The sequence below is a fragment of the Nitrospirillum amazonense genome (assembly GCF_007828045.1).
GTDB classification, from domain to species: domain Bacteria; phylum Pseudomonadota; class Alphaproteobacteria; order Azospirillales; family Azospirillaceae; genus Nitrospirillum; species Nitrospirillum amazonense_C.
The window spans coordinates 89255-101020 of sequence record NZ_VITN01000005.1 but is presented as its reverse complement, the minus strand read 5'-3'; the positions used below and the strand labels follow the sequence as shown (position 1 = coordinate 101020).

General features: G+C 68.3%; 8 protein-coding genes. 1 reads left to right on the top strand and 7 read right to left on the bottom strand.

What is annotated here, in order from left to right:
• Positions 1-14: 14 nt before the first annotated feature.
• From FBZ89_RS10180 to FBZ89_RS10150, 7 genes are all read right to left on the bottom strand, one after another.
• The gene (locus FBZ89_RS10180) at positions 15-3008 is read right to left on the bottom strand and encodes an EAL domain-containing protein (protein WP_145749884.1); all 2994 of its coding nucleotides are present in this window, start codon (positions 3006-3008) and stop codon (positions 15-17) included.
• Between the two features lie 120 nt (positions 3009-3128).
• On the bottom strand, positions 3129-3530 hold the full coding sequence (locus FBZ89_RS10175; RefSeq protein ID WP_145611471.1) for a hypothetical protein: 402 nt from the start codon (positions 3528-3530) through the stop codon (positions 3129-3131).
• A 70-nt stretch (positions 3531-3600) separates the two neighbouring features.
• Positions 3601-4020, bottom strand: a complete 420-nt coding sequence (locus tag FBZ89_RS10170) for a VOC family protein (RefSeq protein WP_145749883.1) — start codon at positions 4018-4020, stop codon at positions 3601-3603.
• Between the two features lie 149 nt (positions 4021-4169).
• Positions 4170-4982: a GIN domain-containing protein gene (locus FBZ89_RS10165; RefSeq protein WP_145749882.1), complete on the bottom strand. Its 813-nt coding sequence runs from the start codon at positions 4980-4982 to the stop codon at positions 4170-4172.
• Positions 4983-5209: 227 nt separating this feature from the next.
• The gene (gene ligA, locus FBZ89_RS10160; protein WP_145749881.1) at positions 5210-7468 is read right to left on the bottom strand and encodes an NAD-dependent DNA ligase LigA; all 2259 of its coding nucleotides are present in this window, start codon (positions 7466-7468) and stop codon (positions 5210-5212) included.
• A 41-nt stretch (positions 7469-7509) separates the two neighbouring features.
• Entirely contained in the window at positions 7510-9195 is a 1686-nt protein-coding gene (gene recN / locus FBZ89_RS10155) for a DNA repair protein RecN (protein ID WP_145749880.1), read from the bottom strand.
• A gap of 129 nt (positions 9196-9324) precedes the next feature.
• Positions 9325-10347, bottom strand: a complete 1023-nt coding sequence (locus FBZ89_RS10150) for an outer membrane protein assembly factor BamD (protein ID WP_342780603.1) — start codon at positions 10345-10347, stop codon at positions 9325-9327.
• Positions 10348-10637: 290 nt separating this feature from the next.
• Between FBZ89_RS10150 and FBZ89_RS10145 the strand changes: the two genes are divergently transcribed.
• Positions 10638-11561, top strand: coding sequence for an AAA family ATPase (locus tag FBZ89_RS10145; RefSeq protein WP_145749878.1), 924 nt, complete (start codon positions 10638-10640; stop codon positions 11559-11561).
• Positions 11562-11766: the final 205 nt, after the last annotated feature.

Genomic DNA, 11766 nt, shown 5'->3' with positions numbered 1-11766 from the left:
GCGTCAAGCCGGGTTCAGGAGGCCACCGCGTGCATCTTTGTCGGCTTCAAAAAAGTTTTGCAGAAGTCGTCCGCCGGGCGGGGTTTTGAGAAGAAGAAGCCTTGAAGCTGGTCGCACTGGTGCCGGCGCAGAAAGTCCAGTTGCTCTTCGGTCTCGATTCCCTCCGCCACCACGGTCAGGCCCAGTTGACGGCCCATGGCGATGATGGTGGCGGCGATGGCGGCCGTGTCGGTGTTGGAGGTCGCTTCCGACACGAAGGAGCGATCGATCTTCAGCGTGGTGATGGGCAGGCGCCGCAGGTAGGACAGCGAGGAATAGCCTGTGCCGAAGTCGTCGATGGCGATGGAGATACCCTGGGCGCGCAGTTCCGCCAGCGTGTCGGCGATATAGGCCAGGTTGGACATCATCGCCGTCTCGGTGATCTCCAGTTCCAGGAATTCCGGGCCCACGCCGTATTCCTGCAGCAGCTGGCGCACCCGCTCCGCGAACTGGCCGGAGGAGACCTGGCGGACGGAGACGTTGACGGCCACGGGCAGGGGCTGCAGCCCCTGTTCCTGCCAGGCGCGGATCTGGGCCAGGGCGGTGCGCATGACCCATTCGCCGATGGGGACGATCAGGCCGTTCTCCTCCGCCATGGGGATGAAGCGGGCGGGGGAGACGGGGCCCATCTCCGGATGGTGCCAGCGGATCAGCGCCTCGGTCCCCACCGGCTGCAGCGTCTCCAGGTCGATCTTGGGCTGGTAGTGCAGTGTGAACTGGTTGAGGTCCAGGGCCTCGCGCAGCGCGTGCTCCATGGACAGCCGCGCCACGGCCTCCTCGTTCATGCGGGGGGTGAAGAACTGGTAGCTGTTGCCGCCCGCGGCCTTGGCGTTGTCCATGGCGGTGGCGGCGTCGCGCAGCAGGGCGTCGGTGTCCGACGCGTCGCCGGGGAATAGGCTGATGCCGATGGAGGTGGTGATGAACAACTGCTGGCCGTCGATGGCGAAGGGGCGGGTCAGGCCCACCAGGATGGCCTCGGCGATGCGGGCGGCCACCTGCGGCTCCGGCAAATCCTCGGCGATCACCATGAACTCGTCGGCGCCCATGCGGCCCACGGTATCGGCGGCGCGCACGCACGACACCAGGCGCTGCCCCAGGGCGCGCAGCAGCTTGTCCCCCACCTGGCTGCCCAGGCTGTCGTTCACCAGCTTGAACCGGTCCAGATCCATGACCAGCACGGCGACCGACGTGCCCTTGCGGGCGCCATGGGCGATGGCGTGCTGCAGACGGTCCTGCAGCAGGGTGCGGTTGGCCAGGCCGGTCAGCGGGTCGTGGGTGCTGACATACAGCAGCTGTTCCTCGAAGCGCTTGCGGTCGGTCACGTCGGTCATGGTGCCGGTGAAGCGCAGGGGGCGGCCCCGTTCATCCCGGATGGCCAGGCCGCGCGCCTCGATCCACAGCCAGCTGCCGTCGTTCTTGCGCAGGCGGAAGACACTCAGGTAGTCGCCGCTCTCGCCCGACAGGTAACGCTCGATGGTGCCCATGGTGCCGGGCGCGTCGTCTGGGTGCAGCAGGGCCTCCAGCGGCTTGTCATGCCAGGGGCTGGCGCCGCCGGGATAGCCCAGCATCTCCAGGAACTCGGGGCTCCACCACGTCAGGCCGGTGGCGAAGTCGGCGTCGAACACGCCGGACCGGGTGGCACTGACGGCTTGCTTCAGCCGCTCCTCGCTTTCGCGCACGGCGCGTTCCGACCGCTTGCGTTGGGTGATGTCCTGGATGACGCAGATGGCGGTGCGGCGGGTGCCCAGGCGCATCTGGCTGACGCCGAAGGCCATGGCGAAGACGGTGCCGTCGCGCCGGCGGCCCTGCACCTCCGACCGCTGCTCCCCGCCGTGGCTGCCGCCCTGGCGGCGCAGGCTGGTCATCAGCTCCATCGACACCCGCGGCCAGTCTTCGTCGGCGATGAAGCTGACGAAGGGCTGCCCCGCCGCCTGGCCGGGCTCATACCCGAACAGCTGGTGGGCGGCGCGGTTCATGGTGGCGACGCGCAGGTCCTCATCCAGGGTGATGATGCCATCGGCCACGTTGTCCATGATGCCGGACAGGTGGGTCTCGCGCTCCCGCAGGCGGGCCTCCACCCGCTCGCGCTCCACCAGGGCGCGGTCGAATTCCAGCAGCAACTCGTTGGTGGTGTTGGCCAGCAGGCCCAGCTCGTCGTCCGCATGCTGCGGCGGCACGGTCAGCAGCAGGTCGGCCGGGCGGCGGGCGTCCACGGCGGCGATGCCGCGCGTCAGCCGCAGGAAGGGCTTGGACAGCGAGATGTAGAAGACCACGACCAGGATCAGCGCCAGCGCCACCGTCCACACCAGGCCCACGCCCAGCACGATGGCCGAGCGGCGGAAGAAATCCAGCGCGATCAGATAGCGGTCGACGCTGACCTTCAGCACGCCCACGTTCTGATGGTGGCGCTCGATGACCAGCTGGATGGAGAAGGTCTTTTCCTGGGGCAGCAGGATTTCCGCCAGCCACTTCAGGCCGCCTTCCGTCTCAGGCCGGTCCTTGGCGGCCAGCTGGTTGCCGAAATCCTCATAGATCACGGCATGGTACAGAGGGCGGTACTCGAACAGGCCGGTCAGCACCCGTTCCGCCAGCGCCTGGTCGAAGGCGTAGGCTGCCTCCGCCGCCGGCTGGCGCGCCGTGCTCAGCACCTGCTTTACCAGCTGGTCGGTCTGCTGCTCGACGTTGAACAGGTCGTAGGTGATCTGGGCGGTGTTCAGGATGATGCCCAGCGCCAGGGTCAGCAGGGCGGTGTTGCGCGCCTGCTTGTAGGACAGGCGCTTGCGCAGCGGCAGGCGCACCTTCTTGCGCGCCGCCGCCTTGCCATCCTCCGGCCCCATGCCCGGCGCCTGGGCGCCGCCTCCTTGGCCGTTCCCGTCGCGGGGGGTTCCGCCGGTGACGGGCGATGCGTTCCCGAACTGCGCCAGGGTACGGGACGACGACGGTGCCTCGGAGGACGGTGGGGGCGTCATGCCAACCTTTAGGTCGCGGGGCGTTTAAAACAGCGGGCGGTACAACCGCCTCATCATGACCTTAAGACGTATGGGGTCCCAGAGTCTCGCACTTCCGTACGGGCCGCGCTGTGGGATAGGTCAACGCTCCTCGACGATGTTGCGGAAAATCTTCAGCCATTCGTCGGCGGTGGCGCGCTTGCGGAAACTGACGACCAGGGGCTGCGGGAAGCGGCGCGTCTTCAGCGTCATTTCGAAATGCTGGTCCTTGGCCTGGTAGCGCCAGGCCGTCAGGTCCTTGGCGGCCAGCAGCACGGGCGGGCGCTTGTCCAGGCCCTTGCCGATCACGGCCACGCGGCCGCGCGCCTCGTCGGCGGCGATGCCGGTGCCCTCATGGGCGTGGCGTTCGGTGATGGTGAAACCTTCCAGCGCGTCGAAGCGGCGGAAGATTTCGGCTTCGGACGGGCCGCGCGTGGCCAGCCAGGCGACCAGCGCCAGGGCCAAACCCACCCCCATCACAGCCAGGACGATCAGCAGCAGCATGGGGTAGGGATAGAATGAACGGGCCGGCCCCGCAACCGCGCGCTGCGGGGCCGGCCCCGGGGAGGGCGATTTACCAGGTGCCGGTGTTGGGCATGGAGGCCCAGGGCTCCCGCGGGGGCAGGGCGTCGCCGGCCTGCAGCAGCTCGATGGAGATCTGGTCGGGGGAGCGAACGAAGGCCATGTGGCCGTCACGCGGCGGGCGGTTGATGGTGACGCCGGCGTCCATCAGGCGCTGGCAGGTGGCGTAGATGTCGTCCACGGCGAAGGCCAGGTGGCCGAAGTTGCGGCCGCCGGTATAAACCTCCGGATCCCAGTTCCAGGTCAGCTCCACCTCCGACTCCGGCGAGCCCGGGGCCGCCAGATAGACCAGGGTGAAACGGCCCTTCTCATAATCGCGGCGGCGCACCAGTTGCAGGCCCAGCTTGTTGACGTAGAAGTCCAGCGAGGCGTCCAGGTCGGTGACGCGGACCATGGTGTGCAGGTATTTCATCGACGCAGTCCCAGGTGATGTCGTGTGGGATCTGGACCTTATGCCCTTGCCGCAAAAGACGAAAGCCCGCCAGTTTCCCGGCGGGCTTTCTGAAGGGACGGCGCCGCCCCGCGCGGCATCGCCCTTCGGTCGACGTGATTGATGAAGTCTCAATGCCCGGCATTGCGGATACGCACCTGGCCGGAGCCGTGCTGGCTGATGGACTGGTTGGTGGCGACGCCGTCCATGCTGAAGTCGCCCGAGCCGGCGATGTCCACCGACAGCGGGTCGGCCTTGCCGGCATGGATGGTGACGTTGCCGCTGCCGTGGATTTCGGCCGACACGGCACCGTTGACCGAGGCCATGTCGACATTGCCGGAGCCGCTGATCTCCAGCGACACCTCGCCATTGGTCTTGCCGGTGCGCACCTTGCCGGAGCCCTTGATCTCCACCGAGACGGCCTTGGCGACGTCGCCCACGGTGATGTTGCCGCTGCCGGTCACGTCCAAGGCGGCGGAGTGCACGCGGCCGACGGTGACGGAACCGGAATGCAGGTCCTCGATCGCCAGGTCGGCGTTCAGGTCGCCCGCGGTCAGGTCACCGACGAAATCGTCGATCGCCAGGCTGGTGCCGGCGGGCAGGGTGACGCTGACCTTCATGAAGTCGCGGTCGCTGTAATGCTCGTGGTGGCGGTGCTCCTGCTCCACCTTGGCCTTGTCACCCTCGCTGTGGAAGGACAGGCGGTTGACCTGGTCGTCGTCGCCGGTGGCGGTGACGGTGATCTCCTTGGCGGAGGACGACACCGTGATCTCGACATTGGCCACCAGGCCTTCCAACTCCAGCGTGCGGCCGTGCAGGGTCTGCGGGCCGATGGTGCCGGCGTAGGCCGGGGCCGAGGTGAAGGCGATGAGTGCGGCGGCCAAGGGAGCGGCGGCCAGCGGCGCCAGGGACAGGGTGGCCAGGCGGTGGGGCATGCGGAACATGAAGCGGGGTCTCCCTGACGATAAGGCGGGAAGCGCCAGCCCCGGTGATGTTGCGCGGGCGGGGCTTCCGGATCGGTCCGGCCCAACGTGCCGGGCCGGTTAGGGCCTTTATCGCAAGGGATGTGCCAAATGTCGGCGCGGCGGAAACCCTAGGGTGGGGTGCCATCTGTCCAACGTGAACGGCAATTTAATCGCCGTTCACGCCAGGCGGATGGTGGATTTCGCCATTATTCCGGGGCGCCGGTCTTGCCGCTGATCAGGTCCGCCCACTCCTGTTCGGTCAGGATGGTCAGGCCCAGCTCGCGCGCCTTGGTGGCCTTGGACCCGGCGTCGGCGCCGACGACGACATAGTCGGTCTTGGCGCTGACGGAGCCGGCGACCTTGGCGCCCAGGCTCTCGGCCTTGGCCTTGGCCTCGCTGCGCCCCATGGTCTCCAGCGTGCCGGTGAAGACCACGGTCTTGCCCACGACCGGCGACCCGGTGGTGGTGGGCCGCTGGTAGGTTTCCACGGTGATCTGGGCCAGCAGGCGGTCCAGCACGGCGCGGTTATGCTCTTCCCGGAAGAAGGCCATCATGTCGTCGGCCACGCCGACGCCGATCTGCTCGATGGCGCACAGCTCGGCATAGGACTCGCCCACCAGCTCGGGCTTGCGCTCGGCCGGCTGGGCGGCCCGCTCCTCGGCCGCCTTGATCATGGCGGCGCGCCAGTGGTCCACCGTCAGATAGTGGCGGGCCAGCAGCTTGGCCGTGGCCTCGCCCACCTGGCGGATGCCCAGGGCGTAGATCAGGCGGTCCAGGCCGATGGTGCGGCGGGCCTCGATGGCGGCGAACAGCTTCTCCACCGACTTCTTGCCGAAGCCGGTCATGGTGACGATGCGGTCCAGCCGTTCGCTTTCCCGCTTTTCCAGGGTGAAGATGTCGGCCGGCTCACGGATGCGCCCCTGGCTGTGGAACAGGCGCATGCGCTCGATGCCCAGGCCCTCGATGTCGAAGGCCAGGCGGCTGGTGAAATGGATCAGGCGTTCCACCGCCTGGGCCGGGCAGATCAGGCCGCCGGTGCAGCGCCGCACCACGCCGTCCGGCTCGGCCACCGTTTCCTCGGGGGCGGGCGCTTCCGCATCCTCCATGGCAGCACCGTCCTCCGGGCTGCCGCTTTCCACCGCCACCACTTCCGCCGCCGCGTCCGCCTTCTCGGCGGTGGAGCGCACGGCCAGGCTGCCGCAGGCGGGGCAGTGGGTGGGGAATTCGAAGGGATGGCTGTCGGCGGGACGCAGGTTGGCGACGACGCTCACGATCTGGGGGATCACGTCGCCGGCGCGCTGGACGATGACGGTGTCGCCCACCCGCACGTCCTTGCGGCGGATCTCATCCTCATTATGCAGGGTGGCGCGCGAGACGACGACACCGCCCACGGTGATGGGCTCCAGCTCGGCCACCGGGGTCAGGGCGCCGGTGCGTCCCACCTGGATGCTGATGGCCTTCAGCAGGGTCTGCGCCTTCTCCGCCGGGTATTTGTGGGCGGTGGCCCAGCGCGGCGTGCGGGTGCGAAAGCCCAGGCGTTCCTGCAGATCCAGGCGGTCCACCTTGTAGACCACGCCGTCGATGTCGAAGGGCAGGGTGGCGCGCTGGCCGCCGATCCAGTGGTAATAGTCCAGCAGCGCGTCGGCCGTGCGGCACAGGCGCGACGGCTCACTGATGGTGAAGCCCAGGTCGGCCAGGCGCTGGCGGCTTTCCGACTGGGTGGCGCCCAGCGGCTCCGACAGCTCACCCCAGGTATAGGCGAAGAAGCGCAGGGGCCGGCCCGCCGTGATGCTGGCGTCCAGCTGGCGAAGGCTGCCGGCGGCGGCGTTGCGCGGGTTGGCGAAGACCTTCTCGCCCTTTTCCGCCTGGGCCTTGTTCAGCGCCAGGAAGTCCTCGCGCCGCATATAGACCTCGCCGCGCACCTCCAGCACCGCCGGCGCCTTGCCGCGCAAGGTATTGGGGATGTCGTCGATGGTGCGGACGTTGGCGGTGACGTCCTCGCCCTCCGCCCCGTCGCCGCGCGTGGCGGCCTGTACCAGCTGGCCGTCCTCATAGCGGATGGACAGGGACAGGCCGTCGATCTTGGGCTCGGCCACGAAATCCAGCGGGGCGGTCTCGTCCAGCACCAGGAAGCGGCGGATGCTGGCGACGAAGTCGGTGACGTCCTCATCCTCGAAGGCGTTGCCCAGCGACAGCATGGGCACCTTGTGCTTCACCTTGCCGAAGCCGGCGGCGGGGGCGGCCCCCACCGTGGCCGTGGGGCTATGGGCGCCGGCCAGTTCGGGGAAGCGCTGCTCGATGGCCGCCAGCCGCCGTTCCAGGGCGTCGTAGTCGGCGTCGGAAATTTCCGGCGCGTCCTTCTGGTAATAGAGGGCGCGGTGGTGGCCGATCTCCGCCACCAGCTGGGCGTGTTCCGCCCGGGCATCCGCTAGGGTCAGGGTGTCGATGGCTTGCTTGGCGGCCATGGCAGTACTCGGGATGAAAGGCGGAAGGGGATGGCGCCGGCTCAGCCGGCGGCCATCAGCTCGGACGCGGCGGCGCGGGCGGCGGCGGTGATCTCGGCGCCCGACAGCATGCGGGCGATCTCTTCCCGCCGCTCCTCCGGTGACAGGATGACCACGTCGGTGGTGGTTTTGCCGGCAGCCACGCGCTTGCGCACGTTCAGGTGCTGCTGGCCGCGCGCCGCCACCTGCGGACTGTGCGTCACCACCAGAACCTGCAGGCCGGCACCCAAACGGGCCAGGCGCTCACCCACCGCATTGGCCACGGCACCGCCGATGCCGGTATCGACCTCGTCGAACACTAGGGTGGGCACGGTGCCGACCTGGGCCAGGATCACCTTCAGCGCCAACATGAAGCGGGCGAGTTCGCCGCCGGACGCGATCTTGGCCAGCGGGCCCGGCGGGGCGCCGGGATTGGTGGCGACGGTGAAGGCCACGCGGTCGCTGCCGCCGGGGCCCCATTCGGCCTCACCCACCGTGTCGACGGCGGTGACGAAGCGGGCCTTTTCCAGCTTCAGGGGGGCCAGTTCGGCCATCACGGCCCGGTCCAGCTTGCCGGCCACCCGGCGCCGCTCCTCGGTCAGGGACGCGGCGGCGGTGGCGTAGGCCTGCTTCGCCTCGGCGGCGTCCTTGGCCAGGCGGGTCAGCAGGTCGCCCTGGTCCTCGATCAGCGAAAGGCGGCGGGCGAAGTCGGCACGCAGGGTCGCCAGGCCGGTGACGGCGATGCCGTGCTTGCGGGCGCAGGCGCGCAGCGCGAACAGCCGCTCCTCCAGCTTTTCCAGGGTGGCACCGTCATGGTCCATGTCGCCGGCCATGACCTGCAGGGCGCGCGCCGCCTCCCCGATCTCGGCGGCGGCCTGGTCCAGGATGGAAATCAGCGGGTCCAGCTGGCCGGCGGCCTTGTCGGCCACCCGGGTCAGGTGGCGCAGGGCGTTGGCCAGCGCCCGTTCGGCACCGCGCTCACCGGCGATCTCACCGGCGGCGCCGGTCAGTGCCTCCACCAGCTTTTCCCGGTGCATCATGACGGCGCGCTTTTCCGCCAGGGCCTCTTCCTCATTGTCCTTGGGATCCAGCGCGTCCAGCTCCGACAGCGCGTGGCGGACGTATTCCTCCTCCTCGCGGGCACGGGCGGCCTCGCGATCCGCATCCAGGCGGGCCGTCTCCGCCGCCTGCCAGGCGCGGTAGAGGCCGGACAGCTGCGCGCGCTTGGCGGTCAGGCCGGCGTAGTCGTCCAGCAGGTCGCGATGGGTCAGGGGGTTCAGCAGGCCGTGGGTATCGAATTGCCCATGCACCTCCACCAGCGTCTCACCCACCCGGCGCAGCAGGGCCACGCCCACCGGCTGGTCGTTGATGAAGGCGCGGGAGCGGCCATCGGCGGTGACGGTGCGGCGCAGGACCAGGGTGGTGTCTGCATCCAGGTCCTGCTCGCGCAGCAGGGCCAGGGCGGGGTGGTCCAATCCGCCATTGGCGCCACGCGCGGCCAGATCGAACTCGGCCACCACCGTCGCCTGGTCGGCGCCGTGGCGCACCAGGCCGCTGTCGCCCCGGCCGCCCAGGGCCAGGCCCAGCGCGTCCAGCAGGATGGACTTGCCGGCGCCGGTCTCACCGGTCAGCACGCACAAGCCTTGGCCGAACGACAGGTTCAGCCGTTCGATCAGGACCACGTCACGGATCGAGAGGGACGCCAGCATGGCAACTCACCCGGTTTTGCGAGCCTTGGGGACGATACTTTTCAGACGGCATTCTTTAGACGACAAGGGCCCCGGACTGGTCTGTCGCCGATCCGGAGCCCCGCTGTCGGGATATGATTTTTCTAGGACTTAATCGCCGAAAAGCCAACCCAAGAAGCCACGGTCCTTGCTTTCCTGGCGGGGCTTCTCGCCCTTGTCGTCGGCCTTCTGGTCCGGCGCCTTCAGGTCGGCCGGCTTGGCGTCCGGCTTGTCCACAGCCGGTGCCGTCTGGCCCTCGGGGGCCGCGACCGGCGCGCCGGCGCGGGGGCCGGCCGCCGGCGTGTCGGCGGGCTGGGCCGTCAGGTTGACGGGGATGACGCGCGGCTTGGGCAGGTCCTTCACCAGGTCGTAGGTGTCCTGGTACCAGTCGCTGCCCGGGTAGTTGTAGCCCAGCACGGCGGCGGCCTTGCGCGCCTCATCCAGCATGCCCAGCGACAGGTAGACCTCCACCAGGCGGTGCAGGGCCTCCGGCACGTGGCTGGTGCTCTGGTACTGATCCACCACCTGACGGAAGCGCTTCATGGCGGCCAGGTTCAGGCCCACGCTCTGGTAATAGCGCCCAATGTCCATCTCCTTACCCGCCAGATGGTCGCGGGTCAGGTCGATCTTCAGCTTGGCGTCGCGGGCGTAAGGGCTGGTGGGGAAGCGGCGGATGACCTCTTCCAGCGCCTTCAGCGACTGCACGGTCGGGGTCTGATCGCGCCGCACGTCGGAGATCTGCTCATAATAGCAGAGGCCCTTAAGGTAATAGGCGTAGGCGACGTTGGGGTTGCCGGGGTGCAGGCTGATGAAGCGGTCCAGCGAACCGACGGCCTCTTCATACTTGTTGGCCTGGTAATAGGCGTAGGCGGCCATCAGCTCGGCGCGCATGGCCCAGGTCGAATAGGGGTGCTGCTGCTCCACGGCGCCGAACAGCAGGGCCGCCTTCTGGTATTCGCCGCGATCGATGGCGTTGCCGGCTTCGGAGTAGATCTGCTCCACCGGGCGTTCGATATAGGGCGCCTCCTTCTCATCGCTGGAGCAAGCCGCGACCGCGAGCAGCGCCAGGGGGGCGGCGAGCGGGACCAGGCGGCGGAGGCGACGGGGCGACAAGGCAATGCGAGGGAAGGACAAGGGCATCTTCTCGGAGCGGAATAGGCGGCGGGATGCGCGACGGCGTGTTATAGCACGGGTCAACCGCCCGTCGCCAAGCGGCACATTGTCGGCCTGACAGCGAAATTTCTCAAAAACCGGCCCTGCCGGGAACCTCGGCCCCCAGCGTGCTTATCCTACACGGGTGTATAGGATGGGGGCTGGCGGGGCATTTTTGCATCGACACCCGACCGCGTTCGGGGGTGGATGTACGGCAGGGCAACCGCTAGATACTTTATTAAGTCGCCTTTCCAGGACACTCTTCCACCGCCATGCCCGACAAGACGGCCAAGCTCAGCATCACGGAATTCAACTTCGCGCATCCGGCGTTGTGTCTGCCCAATTCCTTTTTCACGCTCAGCCATGGCGAACCGGTGCTGCAGATCGACCTGGGCGATGCCCGGGGGGCCATTCCCCTGCGCCAGGTGGCGCAGATGTTCTCCATCTCCCCCGAAAGCGGGGACGGCCAGCTGCTGGGCATGGTCGCGCAGAGCCTGCGCTTCGTGCGCATCATCCATAACGGGGATCGCATCCCGTCGGAAATCGTGGACGGAACGGCCTCTTGGACCATCGAGTCCCGCCACCGCGACCTGGCCTTCATCAAGATCGGCGGGTCGCTGCTGAAGGCCATCGCCGGCGCCCGCGCCGACGCGGCCGCCGCCCTGGATGAGAGCGAGGAAGCCAAGCGCCGCATGCGCGAGCAGGCGGCCGAGATCGCCGCCCTGGTCGGCGTCGCCGCCGAGCGCAAGCAGGAGGTGGTGGATAGGGTGGAGGTGCTGGCCAATGAGTTGGCCTTCCTGGAGGCGCTGCGCGAGTATTTCAAGCCGGTGTTCGACATCGGCCGCAAGCTGCGCGAGATGCAGAAGCTGGCCCGAGGTGATCGCGAGTTGGACCACCAGTTGCGGCGCATCCAGTCGCTGCTGAAGGTGCCGGTGGAAAAGTATCGTGCCTGGTTCGATGAGGTCGAGGCCGGCACGGGCGAGGCCGTGGCGGCGCTGAAGCAGTTCGAGGGCACGGTCGCCATGCTGCGCCGGCACCGCGACAACCTGCACTTCGAAACCCTGGCCTGGGAGGACCTTCCCCAGCGCTGGAAGACGCTGGACCCGGCCAGGGACGAGGCGATGCTGGAGATCGGCCGCCTCTATCGCTTCCTGGCGTCGCGCTATCTCGACACCAAGGTGTGGTTCGGCGGCTGACGGCGGCCGTCGAAAGCGGCCCGCTGTTCGGTGATGAACGGTTCCGCCTGTCCGCAAACGGACAGTGGGCGATTCCGGACGCTGAAATGGTAGCCATATTCGCCAAATGTGGCGAATGCGGCTAATTAGTGGCGCTGTCTGGTCAACGATCCATAAACCCTTAACCAAGAACGATGGGATTCCGCGGCTTTCGGCGGTTGGCACA

Excerpts from the sequence above, each read along its gene's own strand:
- FBZ89_RS10180 (WP_145749884.1), bottom strand. The coding sequence starts at position 3,008 with ATGACGCCCCCACCGTCCTCCGAGGCACCGTCGTCGTCCCGTACCCTG.
- FBZ89_RS10175 (WP_145611471.1), bottom strand. The coding sequence starts at position 3,530 with ATGCTGCTGCTGATCGTCCTGGCTGTGATGGGGGTGGGTTTGGCCCTG.
- FBZ89_RS10170 (WP_145749883.1), bottom strand. The coding sequence starts at position 4,020 with ATGAAATACCTGCACACCATGGTCCGCGTCACCGACCTGGACGCCTCG.
- FBZ89_RS10165 (WP_145749882.1), bottom strand. The coding sequence starts at position 4,982 with ATGTTCCGCATGCCCCACCGCCTGGCCACCCTGTCCCTGGCGCCGCTG.
- ligA (WP_145749881.1), bottom strand. The coding sequence starts at position 7,468 with ATGGCCGCCAAGCAAGCCATCGACACCCTGACCCTAGCGGATGCCCGG.
- recN (WP_145749880.1), bottom strand. The coding sequence starts at position 9,195 with ATGCTGGCGTCCCTCTCGATCCGTGACGTGGTCCTGATCGAACGGCTG.
- FBZ89_RS10145 (WP_145749878.1), top strand. The coding sequence starts at position 10,638 with ATGCCCGACAAGACGGCCAAGCTCAGCATCACGGAATTCAACTTCGCG.